The 21651-nt window shown below is 67.9% G+C and carries 19 protein-coding genes, 1 tRNA gene and 1 other RNA gene; 10 read left to right on the top strand and 11 right to left on the bottom strand.

The genetic code is table 11. The features are described 5' to 3' along the window. Positions 1-80: 80 nt before the first annotated feature. The 3 genes from AB4079_RS17165 to AB4079_RS17155 form a co-directional block, all read right to left on the bottom strand. Positions 81-2426, bottom strand: a complete 2346-nt coding sequence (locus AB4079_RS17165) for an arylsulfatase (protein ID WP_441788528.1) — start codon at positions 2424-2426, stop codon at positions 81-83. Between the two features lie 98 nt (positions 2427-2524). Next, positions 2525-3532, bottom strand: coding sequence for a 1-aminocyclopropane-1-carboxylate deaminase (locus tag AB4079_RS17160; RefSeq protein ID WP_441788527.1), 1008 nt, complete (start codon positions 3530-3532; stop codon positions 2525-2527). 136 nt (positions 3533-3668) lie between these two features. Next, on the bottom strand, positions 3669-4055 hold the full coding sequence (locus AB4079_RS17155) for an SHOCT domain-containing protein (RefSeq protein WP_441788526.1): 387 nt from the start codon (positions 4053-4055) through the stop codon (positions 3669-3671). Between the two features lie 172 nt (positions 4056-4227). On the opposite strand from AB4079_RS17155, the gene AB4079_RS17150 reads away from it, so the two are divergent. Next, positions 4228-5163: an NADP-dependent oxidoreductase gene (locus AB4079_RS17150; RefSeq protein WP_441788525.1), complete on the top strand. Its 936-nt coding sequence runs from the start codon at positions 4228-4230 to the stop codon at positions 5161-5163. 18 nt (positions 5164-5181) lie between these two features. On the opposite strand, the gene AB4079_RS17145 is transcribed toward AB4079_RS17150, so the two are convergent. The 7 genes from AB4079_RS17145 to AB4079_RS17115 all read right to left on the bottom strand — a co-directional run bounded on the left by AB4079_RS17145 (position 5182) and on the right by AB4079_RS17115 (position 12992). Next, positions 5182-5736: a GNAT family N-acetyltransferase gene (locus AB4079_RS17145; protein WP_441788524.1), complete on the bottom strand. Its 555-nt coding sequence runs from the start codon at positions 5734-5736 to the stop codon at positions 5182-5184. Between the two features lie 78 nt (positions 5737-5814). Next, entirely contained in the window at positions 5815-7005 is a 1191-nt protein-coding gene (locus AB4079_RS17140) for an FAD-dependent monooxygenase (RefSeq protein ID WP_441788523.1), read from the bottom strand. Positions 7006-7128: 123 nt separating this feature from the next. Continuing rightward, positions 7129-7416 carry a DUF4242 domain-containing protein gene (locus tag AB4079_RS17135; protein WP_441788522.1) on the bottom strand — a complete coding sequence of 96 codons (288 nt, stop codon included), beginning with the start codon at positions 7414-7416 and terminating at the stop codon, positions 7129-7131. A 40-nt stretch (positions 7417-7456) separates the two neighbouring features. After that, the gene (locus AB4079_RS17130) at positions 7457-9202 is read right to left on the bottom strand and encodes an AfsR/SARP family transcriptional regulator (protein WP_441788575.1); all 1746 of its coding nucleotides are present in this window, start codon (positions 9200-9202) and stop codon (positions 7457-7459) included. A 110-nt stretch (positions 9203-9312) separates the two neighbouring features. Then, positions 9313-10332: a hypothetical protein gene (locus AB4079_RS17125; protein WP_441788521.1), complete on the bottom strand. Its 1020-nt coding sequence runs from the start codon at positions 10330-10332 to the stop codon at positions 9313-9315. A gap of 655 nt (positions 10333-10987) precedes the next feature. Continuing rightward, positions 10988-11959, bottom strand: coding sequence for an aldo/keto reductase (locus tag AB4079_RS17120; RefSeq protein ID WP_441788520.1), 972 nt, complete (start codon positions 11957-11959; stop codon positions 10988-10990). A 145-nt stretch (positions 11960-12104) separates the two neighbouring features. Beyond that, a complete protein-coding gene (locus AB4079_RS17115) occupies positions 12105-12992 on the bottom strand; it encodes a helix-turn-helix transcriptional regulator (RefSeq protein ID WP_441788519.1) in 888 nt (295 codons plus the stop codon). Positions 12993-13094: 102 nt separating this feature from the next. On the opposite strand from AB4079_RS17115, the gene AB4079_RS17110 reads away from it, so the two are divergent. The 5 genes from AB4079_RS17110 to AB4079_RS17090 are packed head-to-tail and all read left to right on the top strand — an operon-like array spanning position 13095 to position 16474. Beyond that, positions 13095-14504 carry a multidrug effflux MFS transporter gene (locus tag AB4079_RS17110; RefSeq protein WP_441788518.1) on the top strand — a complete coding sequence of 470 codons (1410 nt, stop codon included), beginning with the start codon at positions 13095-13097 and terminating at the stop codon, positions 14502-14504. Beyond that, complete coding sequence (locus AB4079_RS17105) at positions 14414-15382, top strand: zinc-dependent alcohol dehydrogenase family protein (RefSeq protein WP_441788574.1); 969 nt, start codon at positions 14414-14416, stop codon at positions 15380-15382. The genes AB4079_RS17110 and AB4079_RS17105 overlap by 91 nt, the downstream gene beginning before the upstream one ends. Then, positions 15379-15786 carry a cupin domain-containing protein gene (locus tag AB4079_RS17100; RefSeq protein WP_441788517.1) on the top strand — a complete coding sequence of 136 codons (408 nt, stop codon included), beginning with the start codon at positions 15379-15381 and terminating at the stop codon, positions 15784-15786. Before AB4079_RS17105 ends, AB4079_RS17100 begins: the two co-directional genes overlap by 4 nt. Beyond that, the gene (locus AB4079_RS17095) at positions 15783-16214 is read left to right on the top strand and encodes a carboxymuconolactone decarboxylase family protein (RefSeq protein ID WP_441788516.1); all 432 of its coding nucleotides are present in this window, start codon (positions 15783-15785) and stop codon (positions 16212-16214) included. Before AB4079_RS17100 ends, AB4079_RS17095 begins: the two co-directional genes overlap by 4 nt. Then, positions 16211-16474: a tyrosine-type recombinase/integrase gene (locus AB4079_RS17090; protein WP_441788573.1), complete on the top strand. Its 264-nt coding sequence runs from the start codon at positions 16211-16213 to the stop codon at positions 16472-16474. Before AB4079_RS17095 ends, AB4079_RS17090 begins: the two co-directional genes overlap by 4 nt. A gap of 68 nt (positions 16475-16542) precedes the next feature. On the opposite strand, the gene AB4079_RS17085 is transcribed toward AB4079_RS17090, so the two are convergent. Beyond that, a tRNA-Ser gene (locus AB4079_RS17085) sits at positions 16543-16630 on the bottom strand. 102 nt (positions 16631-16732) lie between these two features. Between AB4079_RS17085 and ffs the strand changes: the two genes are divergently transcribed. The 4 genes from ffs (at position 16733) to AB4079_RS17065 (ending at position 21640) form a co-directional block, all read left to right on the top strand. Beyond that, positions 16733-16829: signal recognition particle sRNA small type (gene ffs, locus AB4079_RS17080), an RNA gene on the top strand. A 116-nt stretch (positions 16830-16945) separates the two neighbouring features. Next, entirely contained in the window at positions 16946-18304 is a 1359-nt protein-coding gene (locus AB4079_RS17075; protein ID WP_441788515.1) for a DUF1254 domain-containing protein, read from the top strand. A 1-nt stretch (position 18305) separates the two neighbouring features. Beyond that, entirely contained in the window at positions 18306-20441 is a 2136-nt protein-coding gene (pta, locus tag AB4079_RS17070; protein ID WP_441788514.1) for a phosphate acetyltransferase, read from the top strand. After that, positions 20438-21640: an acetate/propionate family kinase gene (locus AB4079_RS17065; RefSeq protein ID WP_441788513.1), complete on the top strand. Its 1203-nt coding sequence runs from the start codon at positions 20438-20440 to the stop codon at positions 21638-21640. The genes pta and AB4079_RS17065 overlap by 4 nt, the downstream gene beginning before the upstream one ends. Positions 21641-21651 lie beyond the last annotated feature (11 nt).

Genomic DNA, 21651 nt, shown 5'->3' with positions numbered 1-21651 from the left:
CTCCGGTCGGGGTCGCTTGTGCTTCCGCTCGTTCTAGCAAAAGACATCGCCGGCTGTATAGACGGTGAACCGGGGCGACCTCAGCTCGCCGTGTAGGCGATCCGGACCCGGTCGATCTCTCCGTCGAAAGCGAACGGCATGCGATCCGCGTAGGCGCGCGAGACGGCCCCTCCGTAGGCGCGGCCGATGTCGAGGCAGTCGTTCGCGGTGAACAGCAACGGAATGCTCACCGGGACCGTGTCCGAGCCGACCACCTCCCCGTTGACGCGGAGGTCGACGCGGAGCGGGGAGGCCGGCCGCTGCTCCAGCACGGTCGTCGCGATCTCGATGGTGCTGTCGCCCGCAGGCAGAGGAGTCTGCGCCGCGATGATGGTCCGCTGGATGAGGAACAGGTTGTACTCGTACGTCACCACGCCGTCGGCGACGTACGCGGTGAGTCCGCCCCCGGCGCCCCCGAGCTTGTACAGCACGCCGTTCGCCCGCTCGCCGGCGTGGACCTCGATGGTGACCAGGTTCGCCCGCGTCCCGAGCGCTGGAGCGCAGAACTCGGGGATGCGGACGGTGTCTCCCGAGAACTCCCACTCGGTGTACGGCGGAGCGATCCGGTCCTCCGGGTGCATGGTCACCACCCACAGGCCGCCGCCGATCGGCAGCGCCTCGTTCCGGGCCGCCTCGATGGCGAAGAGCTCCTTGAGCTCGACCAGCTTCTCCGGGTTCGTGGACGCGAGGTCGCGCGCCTGGCTCCAGTCACGTTCCAGGTCGTACAGCTCCCAGGTGTCCTGGTCGGGCGTCCAGGTGCGGATGCCGGGAGGCGTCCCCGGCACCCACGGCATCCGCGGACCGAGCGCCGACGCCATCCACCCGTCGGAGTAGATCGACCGGCTGCCCATGATCTCGAAGTACTGCGCCCGGCGTCTGCCCACGGCGGTCTTGTCGTCGACCGAGTAGGCCAGGCTGATGCCGTCGATCGGGTCCTGCGGGACTCCGTCGACGGTGTCCGGATGCGAGATGCCGAGGATCTCGTACACCGTCGGCGCGACATCGATCACGTGGTGGAACTGGGTGCGCGGCTCCGGGTCGTGCTCGATGTGCCCGTTCCACTGGATGAACATCGGGTTCCGGGTGCCGCCCAGGTGCGAGGCCAGCAGCTTCATGCCCTGGTACGGCGTAGAACCGGCCCACGCCCAGGCGGCGTGGTACTGGTTGTCCACCTGCGAGGTGCCGAGCACATCCAGACCGCCGAGTTCGTCGAGCACAGCGATGTGCTGGTCGACGGTGGTCGGGATCTGGTTCTGCGCCAGCAGCTCGCTGATGGTGCCGTTCTGTCCCTCGCCGGAGGAGCCGTTGTCACCCCAGACGTAGATGACGATCGTGTTGTCCAGGTAGCCGAGCCGTTCGACCTCGTCGAGCACGCGGCCCGCCTGTACGTCGGCGTGCTCACCGAACCCGGCGCACACCTCCATCAGCCGCCGCTGGAACGGCCTCTGGTGCTCGGGCACGTCATCCCACGCCTGCAACGATTCCGGACGCGGGGTCAGTTCGGCGTCCTCCGGCACCCACCCTGCAGCCTTGGCGCCCGCGAGGGCTTCCTCGCGGTACACGTCCCAGCCCTCATCGAACACGCCCGCATACTTGTCGGCCCACTCCTTCATGATGTGGTGCGGCCCGTGGATGGCCCCGGTCGCCCAGTAGAGGAAGAACGGCTGGTCGGGGGCGAGCGCCTTGTGGTCGCGCAGCCAGCCGATCGCGTCGTCCGCGATGTCCTCGCTCAGGTGGTAGCCCTGCTCCGGCGTCTTCGGCGGGAGCACGCTCGTGGTGTTCCGCACGAGATTGGGCTCGTACTGCGAGGCCTCACCGGCCAGGAACCCGTAGAAGTAGTCGAAGCCGACGCCGGTCGGCCAGTTGCCGTACGGGCCGGCCTTGGTCGTCTCCTCCGCGGGCGTGTTGTGCCACTTGCCCCAGGCGGCGGTCGCGTAGCCGTACTGCCGCAGGACCTCGGCCATCGTCGCACTGCTCTTCGGGATGTGCCCGGAGTAGCCGTCCCAGTCGTTCGCCAGTTCGGCGATCTGGCCCGCCCCGACCCGGTGGTGGTTCCTCCCGGTGAGAAGTGCGGCCCGCGTCGGCGAGCACATCGCCGTCGTGTGGAACCGGTTGTAGCCGATGCCGCCCTTCCTGACCCGCTCGAGCGTCGGGGTCGCGACCTTGCCTCCGAGTGGCTCAGGCAGTGCGGGACCCGCGTCGTCGATCAGTACCAGGAGGATGTTCGGGGCGTCCTCGCCGAGGTGCCTCTCCGGCGGCAGTGGCGAGTAGGTCGACTCCTGCATCGTCCGGCTGGCCACGCTGCCGGACCGCTTCGGCGGGAACGGCAGGCTGCGCGCCGGCGGCAGCGGGTCTCCGATGACGGATGGACGGATGCGATCAACCACGTGGGCCTCCCTCGGCTGTGTGCCTGGACGCCCGCATGATCCAACACCGGATCGTGGCCTGGCTAGCTACCTGTTTCGAACCTCCCGACGCGTGACGCTCAGCGGAACAGCGCGCTGTAGGCGTTGAGGGCGGGCTGTCCGCCGAGGTGGGCGTAGAGCACGGTGCTGGTCGCGGGGATGTCCCGGCTGGCCACCAGGTCGATGAGCCCGGCGAGAGACTTGCCTTCGTACACGGGGTCGGTGATCATCGCCTCCAGCGAGGCTCCCAGGCGCATGGCCTCCATCGTGGAGTCGACGGGTACGCCGTAGCGGTCGCCCGCCCACCCTTCGAGGACGGTGATCTCGTCGTCCCGGAGTTCACGCCCGAGTTCGATCAGCTCCGCCGTGTGCCGCGCGATGCGGGCGACCTGGTTACGCGTCTTCTCCAGCGTCGCGGAGGCGTCGATGCCGATGACCCGGCGCGGTCGCTCCTGACCCGCGAACCCGGCGATCATGCCCGCGAGCGTCGACCCGGTCACCGCGCACACGACGATGGTGTCGAAGAAGACGCCGAGCTCACGTTCCTGCCGCTCGACCTCGTACGCCCAGTTCGCGAAGCCGAGGCCGCCGAGCCGGTGCTCGGAGGCGCCCGCCGGGATCGGGTACGGCTTGCCGCCGTCAGCGATCACCTCGTCGATGGCCTGCTGCCAGCTCGTCCGGATACCGATGTCGAAGCCCGCGCTGTCCAGGGTCACCGTGGCGCCCATCATCCGGGAGAGCAGGATGTTGCCCACTCGGTCGGTGAGCGGGTCCGGCCAGTCCACCCAGTTCTCCTGCACCAGTCGCGCCTTCAGGCCGAGCTTGGCCGCCACCGCGGCGACCTGCCGGGTGTGGTTCGACTGGTAGCCCCCGATCGAGACGAGGGTGTCCGCGCCCTGCGCCAGTGCGTCGGGCACGAGGTATTCGAGCTTGCGGATCTTGTTCCCGCCGAAGGCTAGACCGCTGCTGACGTCTTCCCGTTTGGCCCACAGCTGCGCGCCGCCCAGGTGCTGGGTGAGACGGGGGAGCGGGTGGACCGGGCTCGGCCCGAAGGTGAGCGGGTACCGCTCGAAGTCTGCAAGTGCCATGTCGAACCCCTCCGTGCCCGGCGGGCAGCGTGTGTCCAACCTAGTGCGTGCTCGTCGGCCGGCACCTCCGATACGGCCACTGCCTTCCCCTCGGATCAGGCCCGCAGTTCCTTGCCGTGGACCGTCCGCGGATGTGTCAGGCAGTCGCGTTCAACGCCTTGGCCTTGAGCGCTTCGAACTCCGCCGGTGTGATCGCCCCGCTGTCGAGGAGGCGTTTGCCCGACTCGATCTCGCTCGCAGGGGAGCTGGACGAGGCGACCGACCGGATGCGCTGGTCAGCAGCCTCCTGCGCTTGCATGGCGCCGGCCGCACTCCGCTGGGCCATCCGTCCGCCGCGGGCGATCAGGTAGATGAACGCCGCCAGGAACGGAACGACGATCAGGAACAGCACCCACAGAGCTTTCGCCCACCCGTTGAGCTCGGGGTCGCGGAACACGTCGATGATGACCCTGATGAAGATCGAGATGCACACGACCACGATGTAGAACCAGAACGACCAGACGATGAAATCCCAGAAACTCATAGCAGCTCCGATCACTTCGCCGAGCGGATTCGCTCTGCGTGGCCAGAAGGTAAGCCTTAGAGTGGCCGCCCGGCTAGGGATCAATCGTGGGCACCCGCGCCACAGCAGTCGATCGACTGTGGCCACGGGCGCGTCGGAGTGGGTAGCGTCAGGCTTGTCGAGAGGACGAGCAATGGACGAGATGATGCGGGCAGTACGCGCCCATCGCCGGGATCAGCCGAACGACGTGCGAGTCGAAACGGTTCCCGTTCCGGCTGTGTCGCCGGACGAGGTGCTCATCGCTGTGCACGCGGCCTCGATCACCTTCGCCGAGCTCGGATGGGACGAGACCTGGGAACACGCACCGGCGATCCCCGCGCACGAATTCTCCGGCGTCGTGGTGGACCGGGGAGACGACGTCAGGGACATCGAGCTGGGCGAGCCGGTGTACGGCCTGATCCGATTCGAGAGACAGGGCGCTGCGGCCGAGTATGTGACCGTTCCGGCGGCCGACGTGGCGTTGAAGCCGGCGTCGCTCACCCACGCCGAAGCGGCCGCTGTTCCGCTTGCGGCGCTCACCGCGTGGCAGGGCCTGTTCGACCTGGCGCGCGTGCAGGCGGGGGACCGCGTGCTGGTGCATGGCGGGGCCGGGGGCGTTGGAGCGTTCGCCGTGCAGCTGGCGAAGAACGTGGGCGCCACGGTTGTGACCACCGTGCGAGGGGCTGATGCGGTGGCTTTTAGCCTGCAGCTGGGAGCCGACGAGGTCGTGGACACGGAATCGTCCGACTTCGCGGAGTCGGGCCGGGCCTACGACGTCGTGTTCGACACGATCGGCGGCGGTTATCTCGACCGGTCCTACGACGTGCTGGTGCCGCGGGGGAGACTGGTGACGCTGCAGGCCCCGCCCGACGCGGACCGCGCCGCGGCGGCAGAGGTGGAGGCGCATTTCTTCATCGTGTCGCCGGATGTGGGTGAGCTGGCCGAACTCGCCGACCTCGCCGACCGCGGGCTCCTGCGCGTGACCTTGGCGGCGACGTTCCCGCTGGAGGACGCGCGTGCTGCGTTCGAGAGCGGGTCACTGTCGGGACGGCGGCCCGGCAAAACGGTCCTCATCGTGCGAGGCGAGTGACGATCCTCGCGATCGCGGTCAGGACTGCGACTGGGCCTGCCACTCGGCCGTCAGGAGTGACCAGACCTGCTTGTCGTGGAACACCTCGCCGACCGGCCACGCCTCTCGCAACACGCCATCGAGCGTCATGCCCAGGCGACGGGCGACCGCCGAGCTGCGGTCGTTATCCACTCGGCACCGCCACTCGGCCCTGTGCATACCTCGCTCATCGAACGCGTAGGCGAGCAGTTCTCGTACGGCGCTGGTGATGTGGCCGTTCCCCTCGGCCTGCGGTTCGAGCCAGCATCCGACCTCGAACGCCCCCGTCGTTGTCGAGAACTCGACGAACATGACACCGCCGACGAGTGTGTCGCCGGCCCAGATCCCGTAGATGCCGGCGCCGGTCCCGGCGGCGCGCTCCGCGTACCGGGCGAGGGTGGCGCGTGCGCCCGCCACGTCGCTGGTGACGAACGAGGGGCCCACCCACGGTCGGATGTGCTCGCGGGCCCGATCGAGGTGCGCGGCGAACTCCTCGGCCTGCCACGGCTCCAAGGGGCGCAGAGTGCCGCCGGAGGCCAACGTCTTCGAGAGCATTTGCACACGCTACACCGAGGCGACCGTCAGGCCATGTCGCGCTGGGCGGCCTTTGTGCGCCGGGCAGCGGAGGGCGGTTCAGCTGGCGATGCGTTTGACGATCTGGTGGGCCAGGAGCCGATTGATGCCGGGCAGCCGGGCGGCGCGCAGGATGTAGCGGCGCAGGAGCAGCTGCCGCCGGTTGAGCGGGAGGAAGGTGGAGGCGGCGCGTCGGCCCGAACGCTGCGCCGCTTCCACCACCGGCCGCCACGTACGCTCGAACTCGGTCAGTGCCGGCTGGATGTCGTTGGGCGACGTGGCCCGTCCGAGGAGCTCCCCGAGCCGTGCTCCTCCGGCGATGGCGAGCGAGCCGCCCTGTCCCGCCAGCAGCGACACCGCTCCCGACGCATCGCCCACGAGGATCGCTCGCTCACGCCCCCAGCTGGGCATGACGATCTGCGCGACCAGGTCGTCGTAGGGATCGTCGGGGCAGAGGCTCAGAAGCCGGTCGGTGATCGGGCTCATCCCGTCGAAGTGGGAGTGCAATCGTTCGGCTCTGCCCAGTGGATGCTCGTTGTCGCCCGGTGCTGCGTACGCCTCGTCGCGGTAGACGAGGAGGGCGGCGATCTGTGTGCTGCGCAGGCCGTACAGTGCGGCCATCCGGTTGATGCTGTCGGTCAGAACGAACCTGCCGCTGAAGCGGTCGTGCAGTTCCGGGTCGTCGGCGATGAACGCGGCCGCGCGCATCCCGAGCGGGTGCACGAACCCGGTCTCCGGTCCGAACAGCTCGGCCCGGACCTGTGAGTGGATGCCGTCGGCGCCGATGAGTACGTCGCCGTGGAGCTCGCCCGGACCGCCGTCGACTGCGACACGCGCCGTGACGGTATCGGCGTGAACCTCGGTCACGCGGGCGGCGTAGTGAACGTGCACTCGCCCGGCCGGGACGTCCTCCAACGCCTCCAGGGCCACCCGCTCCATGTCTGGGCGAAGGAGGCTCAGCACGTTACCGCCCGCGGCCCGGGCGAACTGTTCATAGTCGATTCGGGCGGTCACGCGCTCGTCCTCATCGACGTACTCGGCGGCTTGAACGTTGTAGGACACGTCGGCCAGGCGGGGGAACAGACCGATCCGCTCAGAGGCGGCGACTCCCGGACCGAAGAAGTCCATCATGTAGCCGTCGGGACGCGGGCCGGGGGACTTCTCGACGACGTCCACACTCCAGCCGGCCAGGCCGAGCTGTCTCGCCGTCACGAGACCTGCGATACCCGCGCCGACCACGATCGCTTTCACATGCCGCCTTCCACTACCGCCGGGGCCTGATGGTTGCACTAGCGCAATCGTTTCACGATCCGTGCGGGAGGGATAGCCTGCGTTTCCACGTGCACGATCGGCCGCGCCCGGCAGACGTGCCATTCACCCTCGCGCGACGGGGTAGATCTCGTCGGCGACCAGGCCATGGGACTCGCGGTGGACGGCCTGCGCGCTCTCAGCGTCAGGCGCTTCCACGAGGCAGAAGATCCTGCCTGCGTCGACGTCGAACCAGTAGTCGAGGTAGTGGGTGCTGTATTTGTCCTGGATGTTCAGATCGGCTTGATGCGCGTGGGCAAGTGCATCCGCGTCGGCGCCCTCGGGAATGCTGTGATGGATGTCCATGAACAGTGGCATGGCGTTCTCCTCGTTCGTCTGCAGTGTGACTTTCACCCTGCAGTCGAGACGGTACGGGGCGGGCGTTCCTTGAGCGTTACCTCGCTGCGCGTGATGCCGGCTGCGGCGAGAGTGCCGCTGCGGCTCGTTCGCATCGGTCGGAGTCGCCGTGGTGGTGGGCCAGGCGGAAGCGTTCGCCGGCTCGACGATAGAGGACGGCGACGTCGGATGGTGCTGCGCCTTGCGCGAGTTGCGCGGCGGCATCGGCTTCGTCGACTGCCGCCTGCCACGGCCCGCCCGACCACATCTGAGCCACGCGACGCGCTTCGGCGAGGTACTCCTGCGCTCGATCGACCTGACCGGAGCGCGCGTAGACGGCCGAGGCGGTTACCCGGAACGACATCGCACAGGTGTCGCAGGGCGTGAGCTGATCGAAGGCTGCTTCCGCCGCCGCGACGGCAGCCAGCGACTGGTCGTCGGGCTCGTCCCGTATCAGGCCACCATAGATCAAAGGGATGAGGTGATCCGTTACAGCCGTCTTCTCCGCGATCCGGAGGGCGTGACGATGGCCGTCGCTCGCTCGTGAACGGTCACCGGAGCGGGAGTCGAGCTGGGCGAGCCGCTCCACTGACAGTGCCCAGCCGGTGATCGAGGAGGTGTCCTCGTGGAGCTGCGCGGATCGGTTCAGGTCCGCTCGGGCTGTGGCTGCGTCCCGACCGGATAGTAGTGCGGCTTCGCCACGGAGCAACCGGCCGATCGCTTCAGCCTGCACCGAACCACTGTCGGCGCTTATCCGGATGAGCTGACGACCGAGTTCCGCCACGTCGCTGATTCCGGTCTGCTCCCAGAGGGCGAACTCGCTCATGCACATGTTCGCGTCGAAGACGAAGGGCGCAAGCTCCGCGTCGGCCTTCACGCTTTCCGCCAAGCCGCGAGCGAAGACGTCGCGCCACCTGCCCTGCGCATAGGCGATCAGGGCAAGCAGCTCGCTGGCCTCCGTCAGTTCGCGGGGCAGCCCAGCGTCGATGCACAGGGCGCGCGCTTCCTCCGCTGTTCGTTCTGCCTCGGCCAGATCGGAACGCCGCCAGTGAACCAGCCCCCATGCCAGCAGGGCCCGCGCGCGCTCGGCCGCGGTCGGGACGTCCCGGCCGTCCATATTGAGGGCCTGCTCGTAGAGTGCGACCGTTTCCTCGCCGGGAGACACTCCGAGTTCCTCGCGGAGGGTCGCGCGAAGCAACTCGAATTGCCGCATCGCGCCGGTCCGGTCGCCGCGCTCAAGCTGTCCGCGCATGATCTCGCGGTGCGCGCGTTCGTTCGCGGGCTGCTCGTGCAGCAGTCTTCCCCAGAGCTGCCCCTGCTCCAGCACCTCGTGGAAGAGGCCGCGCAGGTGGCGCCTTTCGTTCTCGCACCACGTCGCGTACGGGTCGTCCGGCAGCAGGTCTCCCCGGTACTGCGACGCAGCCGCGCGGCAGTCTGCAGGATCTCCGGAGGCGAGCGCACGGGCGGCTGCAGCGGTGAACTCGTCGACATCAGTGAGAACACGGTGGTCCGGCGCCAACTCAACCAGCCCATCCTCAAGCACGATGCCGTCCGACCGCCCGAGGATCTGCCGCGTCTCGAAAGCGACCTTGCGCAAGTTCACAGCGCTTCGAGCAGGATCACCGCCGGGCCAGAGGGCTTCAATGACCTGCTCCCTCGGAAGTCGCCGTCGCGCGGCGAGAGCCAGCATCTTGACCAGGTCGGCGGCGCGCTTCAGATGCCATTCACCGCCAGGAATGACATCGTCGTCGACCGCAACGGAAAAGCCGCCGAGGAGCGAAATGGCGAGTTTCTCGCCGCTCATCACCCCAGGATAATCCCGGCAACTCGATCGCGCGAAATGGCGGAGAATGGGGGATTCGAACCGCCATCCGGTCAGTATTTACGATTGAACGGGCCGAAAATCCGCTGATTTCAGGCCGGTAACTGTTCCGGGGGCCGCTTCTGTCCGGGATGCAATTCGACCCACCAGAAGTAGATCTCTTCGTAAAAGCGGTCTGCGAGCTCCTCGGGGCTGGCGCCGACGTCGACACCTATCGTGTATGGCTGTTCCGGTTGGACGGGAACCAGCTGGCCGCTCTCGTCGGTCAGCGCGCGGACTGACCACTGCTTTCCGGGGTGGGCCGCCTCGAGATAGACGTGATCGGATACGCGTACGCGGATCGTCTGCAGCTGACCTTGTACGTCGGGAGCAACGGTGAGCTGGATCTGTGCCGTCGGCCAATGCGCTCGAAGTCGATTGATAGTGCGAGCGGAGTTCTGGTTGCCTGAGGTCTCTGTCATGAAGGACTCCAACTTCGATGTGTGGTCCGATGGATTGGACTGCGGGACCAGCGCGACGATCGCGACAAGGACGGCGATTGCAGCAATGAGCTGCGTCGCGAGTTGGCCCCAGTGTTTGCGCAACGGGACTTTCTTTACACGGAAAAGTCGACTGACGGGGACGCTGAGCACGAGTGAAGCGACCGCGGAAATGATTGCCAACACGGGTGCCCACCAGGACGTAAGCAGAGCGAAGGTGCTTAAGGGCATTGCCCACGTTGCTCGCCGCAGCGCCCGCCCAGCGCGTGCACCTTCGCTCCGGGGGTCCACGGGCGTCGCGTAGTCACCCGATAGTTCGGAACGGGGGCCGCCCGTGCACGTTCCGCTCGCGTACGCGCCGAACGACGCGGGATGCGGAACGTCGGCTGTGGGGAAAGGTGCGTCGGCACCAATCAGGGCGGGCGTGAGCGCCGGGGTCCCCATCAGCCGGATCGACGCCTGTGCAGGATAGGCTCTGCGAGCTTCGAGCCAGCGGTCGTAGAACGTGCGGAGAGCTCGCGGATCCGCACTCACGGTGGCGGCCATGGAGTTCTGGACCACCAGACCGATCTCACGGCGACCCCAGTAGGTGGCCCAGGCTACGGTGAACTCGTCGTACCCGAGTTCCTTCATTGGTCTCCCATATCCTCTCGGGGGCTCCGTCTGCAGGCTGCGCCAGACTAGCGTCGGTTGAACCAGCGGCGAGCGCCCCAATTGTGGTGTGGCCGACCACCATGGTCGATGGGCTAGGAAGCAACTGCCGGTTGAGAGACCCGTCAACAGCCATCGGGGCGGCGAAAACGATGAACGTGTCATGCCATGACTCGCGAGGATTGGTTTCTCCTCTTGTGCTGACGGTAGTTCGCGATGGCCAACCCACGCGTGCGATGGATGGCGGATTTATCACGTCCGCGCTCTGCCACCGTCTCCCGTTCGGGCACTCGGCGCGCTCGCCGGCATCCTCGGTGTCGCCGTCATGGACGGACGCGTCGCAAAGAATGAGGCCCGTGGCGCCGATGGAGCCCTGAGCCTTCGAGATCTTGAGAAAATGGCGGAGAATGGGGGATTTGAACCCCCATCGGGCCTCCCTGCGGCCGTCAAAGTGGGCGAAGATCCGCGAGATTCCGCGGGTTTTGGGTACCCTGCCATCACGGTGATCTGGTGGGATCTCCGAAAAGTGTGGGCAAAGTGTGGGCACAGCGACCACCAATTGATGGACCGGAATCGGCGCCTTGAGTGGCGCATCGATTGCGCGCGCAACTCAGCTGCGGCATCGCGAATGCAGAAGTCAGGGAGACGTTGCGGCGGTTAGTGCCGAGATCGCCTTGAGTTGCTCCGGTGCGAGGTCGACGTCGGCTGCCGAAGCATTTGCCTGGATCTCGTCGGCCGTTTCGGCGCCGACGATTACCGAAGCGACCGCGGGTCGGGAGAGGAGCCAAGCCAGCGATACCTGCGCCATGGTCAGCCCCCACTCTGTGGCGAGGCGGTCGACTTCGCGTGCGACCCTGATCTCCGCCTCCGAGAAGCCGGGGCCACCGAAGCGCCTGTCGCCTGAGATCTCGCGATCGAGCACCGACAGGTTCGCCAGCAGACCACCGTGAACGGGAGCGAACGGGACGACAGACGTGCCGAAGTGGACGCTTGCAGCTGACAGCTCGTGCTCGGCGCTGCGATCAAGCAGGCTGTACTTCACCTGCGAGGCGACGGGCGCAGAGACGAGCCGGCGGTCGTCTGCGATCCACAGCGCCTGGACCAGCTGCCATGCCGGGTGATTGGACAGGGCGACGTAGCGCACCTTGCCCTGACGGATCAGGTCGTCGTACACCGCGAGCGTCTGCTCGAGAGGGGTGTCCGGATCGGGAAAGTGCGCATAGTAGAGGTCGACGTAGTCGGTGCGGAGACGCTTCAAGCTCCGTTCGACCTGCTGGATGATGTACCGCCGGGAGAGGCCGGCGTCTGGATCGAATCGCCGTTCTCCTGACTTGGTTGCGAGCACCACGTCCTCCCGGTGTCCCTGGAGCGCCGCGCCCAGTATTTCCTCGGCAGATTCTCGCTCCGCTGCCGGTGGCGCGTTTGGGCGGTCGAAGGTGGGGGAGGAACCGTAGACGTTCGCCGTGTCGAAGAAGTTGATGCCGAGATCGAGCGCAGCGCCGACGACTCCGGGGGCGTCTTGTGGCGACGGTGCTACGCCGAACGTGGCCGATCCGAGACAGATCCGGGAGACGCGCACACCGGTGGTGCCAAGACGTGAATACTTCACAGGGAACACGTCCTTCGTGGACAATCTACCGACGGAGTCGTGGTCTGACCCTCCGGAAGTGACAAGCTGATCCCGTCCTCCACACGACCGGATTCGTTAGGGCCGGAACCGCGCAGGCGTTGCCGGAGGCGAGAACGTTCAGCCCTCATGATTCCCGCGTGATTGTCTGACGAGTGGTGGTGCGGTCGGCGGCCCACGAGCCGAGCAGCTGGAGCCGCTCCGCGGACGGCGATCCGGGCTCGGCGGTGTAGACGAGCATGACGTGGCCTGGCTCTGCCGTGATCGCGAATTCCTCATAGGCGAGTGTGATGTCGCCCACGACGGGGTGGCGGAACCGTTTCGTGCCAGCGCCGTGCGTGCGGACGTTGCGGGCGCCCCACAGGTGCCGGAACGTGTCGCTCTGCGTGGAGAGTTCGCCGACGAGATCCTGCAGGGCACGGTTGTGCGGGTCACGGCCGGCCTCGGCGCGCATGATGGCGACACACATGTCGGCGAACAGGTCCCAGTCGGGATAGAAGTCGTGGGACGCCGGGTCGAGAAACTGGAAGCGGGCGAAGTTGGGTGTCCGTCCGCCCCCGCCGATCATCGGTGAGTAGAAGGCTCGGCCGAGTGCATTGAACGCGATCACGTCCGACTGTGCGTTGCGCACCACGGCCACACCGTTGGTGAACGCCTCCAGCGCCCAGTGCAGGCTCGGCCGGGCGGCGGGACTCTTGCTCGAGCGTCGGCGCGGCCGGCCTGACACGGGGATGCCGTCGGCGGCGCGCGCGAGGTCGAAGAGGTGGGAGCGCTCGGTGTCGTCAAGCTGAAGAGCCCGGGCAACAGCGTCAAGCACCGCGGCGGACACCCCGGCGATCCCGCCGCGTTCCAGCTTCGAGTAGTACTCGATGCTGACGTCGGCCAGCATCGCAACCTCCGAGCGGCGCAAGCCTGCGACACGGCGACCCGTCCCGGCCGGAAGGCCGACCTGTTCCGGCGTCACCTTGGCTCGGCGCGACATCAGAAACTCGCGAACTTCGGCTGGATTGTCCATGCCGTCGAGCGTAGGCCGCGATCCGACCACGAGGGATGCCCTGTCAGTACACCTCTCGTCAGAGACTCCCTCGGATGAGAGAACCGGGCTTTGCTTGTTGTCGTGACAGACTCCCTCCCCACAACTTCCCGGGTGCGCGCCCGCCGCGGGCTGGCCGCGCTCCTGCTCGTACTGACGGTCTTCGGGCCCATTTCGATGGACCTGTATCTTCCGGCCCTCCCGGCGCTCACCAGCGAGCTGGGAGCGGCGACGTCGACGGCGCAGTTGACCGTCACCGCTTGCTTGATCGGCCTTGCCGCCGGCCAGTTGATCGCTGGTCCGCTCTCCGACCGGTTCGGGCGTCGCGGACCTGTGTTGATCGGGGTTACGGCTTACGTGATCGTCTCCGTACTCTGCGCCGCCAGCCCGACGGTCGAGGTCTTGATCGCGGCACGTCTGGTTCAGGGGATCGCGGGCGGCGTCGGCATCGTGATTGCGCAGGCCGCCGGGCGCGACGTCTACGAAGGCGCCCGACTCATCCGGTTCTACGGGCGACTGACCGTGATCGGCGGGTTCGCCGCCATTGTCGGCCCGCTTATCGGCGGCGCACTGACAACGGTCCTCGACTGGCGCGGGCTGTTTCTTGTTCTCGCCGTGATCGGTGCGGTCATCCTGACCTGGGCTGGGTTCGGTTTCCCGGAGACGTTGGCCCGGGATGCACGCACCGACGCGGGCTTCGCCGTCATCGGGCGCGACATGCGGCTGCTGTTTTCCGACCGCCGCTTCGTCGGCGCGGTGATCGCGCAGGGCTTCGTGTACGCCGCATTGTTCGCCTACCTCAGCGGCGCCACCTACGTACTACAAGGTGTCTACGGTTTGTCACCGCAGGGCTACGCTCTCGCCTTCGGGCTGAACTCGGCAGGGTTCATGGTGTTCGGCTACCTCGCCGGACGAGCCAGCGAGAAGTGGAGCGTGCGGGGGACACTCGTCACGGGCTTGGCCGTCGCCGGCGTCGGCGCCGCAGGACTTCTGGTCGCCGGCCTCGCCCACGTCCCGCTGATCCTGGTGATCGTGTCACTGTTCCTGCTGGCTGCGGGAACCGCGATCACCAGTCCGCCCTCCACCACCCTCGCATTGGCGGACTACCCGCAGATCGCAGGAACCGCATCCTCCCTCCTCGGCGCCGCACGATTCGCCTTCGGCGGCATCGCGGCCCCGCTCGTCGGCGTCGCCGGTGCGCTGAACATCCTCCCGCTCGGCCTGGTCACCACGATCTCCATCCTCCTCGCCGGGCTCGCGGTCGTCGTCTTTCTCACCCGTCCGGCCCGAGCGACCGCTCGCCCGGGCACCACCCACCCCGCAACGGAAGGAACACCCACATGCGTGGAGTTATCATGTACGCCCCTCGGGATGTCCGCGTCGAAGAGCGCGACGACCCGACCATCCAGGAGCCGACGGATGCGATCATCCGCGTCACGGCCGCCTGCATCTGCGGCTCGGACCTCTGGGCCTACCGCGGAACCGACCCGGTAAACCACCCCACGCCAATGGGCCACGAATACGTCGGCGTCGTCGAACAGATCGGCGACGACGTGAAGAACCTGAAAGTCGGCGACTACGTCGTCGGATCGTTCTTCGCCTCCGACAACACCTGCGAGATCTGCCAGGCCGGCTACCAGTCACGCTGCATCCACGCCGTCCCGATGGGCGAGCTCGGCACCCAAGCCGAGCGCCTCCGCGTCCCGCTCGCCGACGGAACCCTCGTCGCGACACCGGGCTCCCCGACCCCGCACCAAGTCCGCGGTCTGCTGGCCGCCTCGGACGTGCTCGGCACCGGCTGGTTCGCCGCCGTCGCAGCTGAAGCCGGCCCCGGCAAGACGGTCGCGGTCGTCGGCGACGGCGCGGTCGGCCTCCTGGGCATCCTCGCGGCCAAGCAACGCGGCGCCGAGCGCATCATCGCGATGAGCCGTCACGCCGACCGGCAGGCCCTTGGCCGCCGCTTCGGCGCCACCGACATCGTCGAGGACCGCGGCGAGGACGGCGTCGCGAAGGTTAAGGAGCTCACCGACGGACTCGGCGCGCACTCTGTGATCGAAGCAGTCGGCACCCAGGAATCGATGATGCAGGCCATCCGCTCCACCCGTCCCGGTGGTCATGTCGGCTACGTCGGCGTCTCGCACGACGTGGAACTGCCGGGCCTCGAGCTGTTCTTCTCGGGCGTCCACCTGCACGGCGGACCGGCACCCGTACGCCGGTTCCTTCCCGAACTGATCGAACTGATCATGAACGACGAGATCGACCCGGGAGCTGTATTCGACCTCACCCTCCCGCTCGAAGAAGCGGCCGAAGGCTACAAGGCGATGGACGAGCGCCGCGCGATCAAAGTACTGCTGGAAACGGAGAACTCATGAACATCGAACCGCGACGCGAGACCATCCTGAACCCGGAGGCGCAGTTCCCGGGCGGGGTGTACCTCGATCTGATCGTCCTGCCACACGGCCCGGAGCAGCGCACCACCGTGGGCAAGGTGCGCTTCCTTCCAGGCGCCCGCACCGCGTGGCACTCGCACGCGCGCGGCCAGTGCCTTCACGTAACCGACGGCGTCGCTCGCTTCGGCGACCGCGCCGGCAACATCATCGAGGTCCGCGCCGGAGAGACGCTCTACACGCCGCCCGGCCAGGAGCACTGGCACGCGGCAGCACCAGGCTGCTTCATGGAACACCTCGCCATCCTCGAGGGCGACGACGGCGCCGAGATCGCCTCCTGGTGGGGCGAGCAGATCACCGACGACGAGTACGAAGGACGCACGGCATGAGCGACGAACAGGCCGGCTGGACCGGCGGACAGCGCGCATTCGGTGACTTCGCCCCCGGCTTCGTCCACTACACCGACCGGGTGCTCTTCGACGAGGTGTGGGAGCGTCCGGAGTTGTCCAAACGCGACCGCAGCCTGATCACCGTCACCGCCCTTCTGGTCGGCGGTAACATCGACCAGCTCCGCTTCCACATTCCCTTCGCACGGGAAAACGGTGTAACCGAGCAGGGACTGATCGAAGCCATCACTCATCTCGCCTTCTACGCGCAAGACGTGGGAAAAGCGTTCCGTCCCGTCCCACCATTCCTCGCCGAACCCCTGGCGCGCTTGCGCGAAGGGAAAGAGCCCGACGATCTGCTGTTCGCGGACCGCTTCGGCGGCTTCCTCAGGCGCCCGGCGCCAGCAACAACAAGCGCTCCTGGTTCCTGAGCGCGCTCGCCCAAGCAGGCCTCGAGCGGCTCACGCCGCACGACCTTCGTCACACGGCCGCGAGTCTCGCCGTCAGCTCCGGAGCGAACGTGAAAGCCGTGCAACGGATGCTCGGACACAAGTCCGCAGCGATGACGCTGGATACCTATGCAGACCTCTTCGATGATGACCTGGATGCTGTTGCGATGCGCCTAGATGCCGGAGGCCGTCAAAAAAATGTGGGCAAAGTGTGGGCACAGCGTGGGCGCAGCGACGACTAATTGAACCCTGGAGTGCCGACCTTCCGCGCAATCATTGGGATCGCGAGGCAGAAGCCGAAGGAAGAAATTGGCGGAGAATGGGGGATTCGAACCCCCGAGGGCTTGCACCCAACACGCTTTCCAAGCGTGCGCCATAGGCCACTAGGCGAATTCTCCTGGCGCTGCCTTCCGCTCTCACGGCCGACGGCTCCCAATATCTTACTTGATCGCCGGAGTGCCCAGCGCACACGTCGCCCAGCGTCACCCGCTACACTGGTTTCCGGCTCCCCACGTGGCGCCATCCAGGCCAACTCCCCCAGGGCGGAAACGCAGCAAGGGTAACCGGGCTCTGGCGGGTGCGTGGGGGGTCTTTTCTGTGTGCAGCACCCAGCCACCGGCGCCGCGTATATTGTGCCCAGCAGTGCCAGCCCTTCTACGCGCTGTAGAATGATTCGTGTCTTCCGTGGATCAGTGGATGGACGGGGTGCCGCAGTGACCGAGCAGCTGACCGAGCTGGCGACCGAGGCGTACGTCGTGGGCTTCCCTCTGGTGTTCGGCCTGGAGCAGGTCGTCCGCTTCACCGAGGAGGGCATCGGCGGCGTGCCGGCCACTCCTTTCAACTCGTTCGGCCACGCCCGGCGGCTCGCCGGCCCGAACGACACGTTCGTGTCCATCAACAACGACACCCTGTACTCCATCGCCCAGGTCGACCTCGGCGTCGGGCCGGTGCGGCTGAGCGTGCCGGAGGCGGGTGACCGCTATTACGTCCTCCAGTTCGTGGACGCGTGGACGAACAACTTCGCCTATGTTGGCACCCGGGCGACGGGCGGCGGTGCGGGGGAGTTCCTGCTCCTCCCGCCGGATGTCGACGGCGACGGCGACGGCGATAGCGACAGCGCCGTGGAGATGGATGCCCGCATCCCCACCATCCGCTTCCCCACCCGCGTCGGGACCATCGTGGGCCGCTGGGCGGTCGCCGGCGAGGAGGACCTCCCCGCGGTGCACGCCCTGCAGGACGCCCTCGCCCTCACCCCTGTGCGCGATACCCCCGTCCCACCGGAGGGCGTCCCCGCGGTGTCGCCCGGGCGGGACCCAGCGCTCGACTTCTTCGAGAAGCTGCGCGTGTGGTCCCGGGCGTTTCCCCCGGCCGAGCGCGACCGGGCGGCGCTCGACTCGTATGCTCCGCTCGGGCTGGTCAGCCCGTACAGCGTCGCCGACCAGCCGGAGGGCGTCCGCGACGCCCTGGAGGAGGGCTACGTCCTCGGCAAGGAGGCGCTCGAGTCGGCGCTGCACAACGCCGGCCTGCTGGTCGACCACTGGCTGGTCAACCTGCATGTGTTCGACTACAACCTCGACTTCTTCGAGCTTGGCGCGATCGACTCCCCGGAGTGGAAGCTGCCCGACCCGCGCACCCGCTATGCGCACCGCGCGTCCGCCGCTCTCGCCGGTCTGTGGGGCAACCACGGGTACGAGGCGGCCTACATCATGACCTACGAGGACGCCGACGGTGAGCGGCTCGACGGTGAGCACAGCTACCGGCTGCGCCTGAACCCGACCCCGCCGGTCGGCGCGTTCTGGTCGCTGACCATGTACGACCTTCCGCATTACTACCTCGTCCGCAACCCGATCGAGCGCTACTCGGTCGGCGACCGGACGCCCAGGCTCGTGTACGACGACGACGGAGGACTGACCATCACGATGAGCGCCACCCGACCCACCGACGAGAAGGCTGCGGCGAACTGGCTGCCCGCGCCCGCCGGGCCCTTCCGCCCGATCCTGCGGCTGTACGAACCCGGCGAGGATGTGCTGGACGGCAGCTACGCGATCCCCGCGATCGAGCGGATCGGCTGACGTGGCGCGTTCGATCTACATCACCTCCGCCGAGGGCCACACGGGCAAGTCGACGGTCGCCCTCGGGGTGCTCGAGTCGTTGCGGCACTCCGTCGGCCGGGTGGGCGTGTTCCGCCCGATCGCCCGGTCGACGGAGGAGCGGGACTACGTGCTCGAGCTGCTGCTGCAGCGCACCACCGCAGGCCTCTCCTACGAGGAGGCGCTCGGCGTCAGCTACGAGGACGTCCACGCGGACGCGGACGCCGCACTCGCCGCGATCGTCCAGCGGTTCCGTGCCGTGGAGGCTCAGTGCGACACGGTGGTCATCCTCGGTTCCGACTTCACCGATGTGGGAAGCCCGACCGAGCTCGCCTACAACGCGCGCATCTCCGCCAACCTGGGCGCTCCCGTCCTGCTGGTGCTCGGTGGACGGGTCGGTCAGGGCTTCGGGGAGCGCCTCGGGCAGGCGGACCCGCGCTCGCCGGAGGAGCTGCGCCAGTTGGCTGAACTCGCGGTCGCCGAGTTGCGCGTCGAGCACGCCGGACTGCTCGCGGTCGTCGCCAACCGCGCCGACGAGAACCGGCTGGACGACATCGTCGCCGCGGTCGGCTCGGCGGTCGAGGCCGCGGCCGTGGCGGCAGGGACCAGCGACCGACCGCCCGTGTGGGCGATCCCGGAGGACCTGTTCCTGGTCGCGCCGAGCATCCGCTCGATCATGGAGCAGACCGGCGGCACACTGATCGCGGGCGAGGAGACGCTGCTGGCCCGCGAGGCCCTCGGTGTGGTCGTCGCCGGCATGTCGATGAACAATGTCCTTCCTCGGCTCGTCGACGGCGCTGTGGTGGTCGTCCCGGGCGACCGGACCGAGGTGCTGCTGGCTGTTCTGATGGCGAACGCGTCGGGCACCTTCCCGTCGATCGCGGGCATCGTCCTGAACGGCGGCTTCGAGCTGCCCGAGCCGATCGAACGGCTGCTGGCCGGCCTCCGCTCGCCGCTGCCGATCGTGCGAACGAGCCTCGACACGTACGACACCGTGGTCCGCATCACGCACGCGCGCGGCCGGCTGGCGGCCGACTCGCAGCGCAAGTACGACACAGCGCTTGCGCTGTTCGAACGGCACGTGGATGCGGCCGCGCTTCTCGCCCGCCTCGACGTGACCCGGCACGACGTCGTCACGCCGCTGATGTTCGAGTACGACCTCATCGAGCGGGCGCGTGCCGGGAAGAAGCACATCGTGTTGCCGGAGGGGGAGGACGACCGCATCCTGCGCGCCGCCCACACGCTGCTGTCGCGCGGAGTGGCCCGGCTGACCATCCTCGGCGAGCCGTTCGAGGTGCGGTCGCGGGCGATCGAGCTGGGCCTCGACCTGTCCGGCGCGGAGGTGCTCAGCCCGTTCGACGACGTGCTGCGACTGCGGTTCGCGGAGGAGTACGCCCGGCTCCGTTCGCACAAGGGCATCACCGTCGACCAGGCCGCCGACACGGTGACCGACGCGTCGTACTTCGGCACCATGATGGTGCACCTGGGCCTCGCCGATGGGATGGTGTCGGGCGCCGCCCACACGACGGCCCACACCATCCGGCCGGCCTTCGAGATCATCAAGACGATCCCCGGCGTGTCGGTCGTCTCGAGCGTGTTCCTGATGGCGCTGGCCGACCGGGTGCTGGTCTACGGGGACTGCGCCGTCATCCCGGACCCGACGTCGGAGCAGCTCGCCGACATCGCGGTCTCGTCGGCGATGACCGCCGAGCAGTTCGGCATCCAGCCGCGGGTGGCCATGCTCTCCTACTCGACCGGCGACTCCGGCGCGGGGGCGGACGTGGAGAAGGTGCGCACTGCGACCGAGCTGGTCCGGCAGCGGGCCCCCCAGCTGGCGGTGGCCGGTCCCATCCAGTACGACGCGGCGGCGGATGCGGCGGTCGGCGCCGCCAAGATGCCCGGATCGGAGGTGGCCGGGCGTGCCACGGTGTTCATCTTCCCGGACCTCAACACCGGCAACAACACGTACAAGGCGGTGCAGCGAAGTGCAGGCGCGGTCGCGATCGGGCCGGTGCTGCAGGGACTGCGGAAGCCGATCAACGACCTGTCCCGCGGTGCGACGGTCGACGACATCGTGAATACGGTGGCCATCACCGCGATCCAGGCGGCGCTGTCATGAGCGCCGTCCTCGTCGTCAACAGCGGCTCGTCGTCGTTCAAGTACCAGCTGATCGACAGCGAGTCGGAGGAGTCTCTCGCGTCGGGGCTGGTGGAACGGATCGGGGAGGGCAGCGGTCGCACCTCGCACCGCGGACCGCGCGGAACGACCGAGCGGACGTTGGAGATCCCCGACCACACAGCGGGCTTCCGAGCCATGCTCGACGCTTTCGAGGCCGAAGGCCCCAGCCTTGCGGAGAACCCGCTGGATGCGGTGGGCCACAGGGTCGTGCACGGCGGCAAGCGCTTCTTCGAGCCGACCATCATCACCCCGCTCGTCGAGATCAACATCGAGGACCTCTCCGACCTGGCGCCGTTGCACAACCCGGCGAACCTGCAGGGCATCCGCGCCGCCGAGAAGGCGTTTCCGGATGTCCCGCATGTGGCCGTCTTCGACACGGCGTTCCACCAGACCCTGGAGCCGGCCGCGTACACGTACGCCATCGACGCCGACCTCGCCGAGCGCCACCGCGTCCGGCGCTACGGCTTCCATGGCACGTCGCACAAGTACGTCTCCGAGACCGCCGCGCAGTTCCTGGACCGGCCGCTCGGCGAGCTGAAGCAGATCGTGCTGCACCTCGGCAACGGCGCATCCGCCTGCGCGGTGGACGGCGGACGATCGGTCGACACGTCGATGGGCATGACCCCGCTCGAGGGCCTGGTGATGGGCACCCGCTCGGGCGACCTCGACCCGGCGGTGCTCATCCACCTGGCGCGGCGGGCGCAGCTGACCACCGACGAGCTCGACGAGCTGCTGAACCGGAGGAGCGGCCTGCTCGGGCTCTCCGGCCGGGGCGATATGAGGGATGTGCGGCTCGCTGCCGACCGTGGAGAGGGCCCGGCGCGGCTCGCCCTCGACGTGACGGTCCACCGGCTCAAGCACTACATCGGCGCCTACACGGCGCTGCTCGGGGGCCTCGATGTGCTCACCTTCACCGCGGGCGTCGGCGAGAACGACGCGCAGTTGCGTGCGGAGGTCGTCGGCGGCCTGGAGGTGCTCGGCATCCGGCTCGACCCGGAGCGCAACGCGAGTCCCTCGCGGAAGGCGCGGATCATCTCCGCGGATGACTCGGCCGTCACGGTCCTTGTGGTGCCGACCAATGAGGAGCTGGAGATCTCGCGGCAGTCGTTGCAGGCGGTCCGGGACACGACCGGGGGCTGACAGGAGCAGGG

Source organism: Leifsonia sp. 2MCAF36 (assembly GCF_052115525.1).
Classification (GTDB): Bacteria; Actinomycetota; Actinomycetes; order Actinomycetales; family Microbacteriaceae; genus Leifsonia.
The sequence above is the reverse complement of the archived record's forward strand: the minus strand, read 5'-3'. Positions and strand labels throughout refer to the sequence as shown.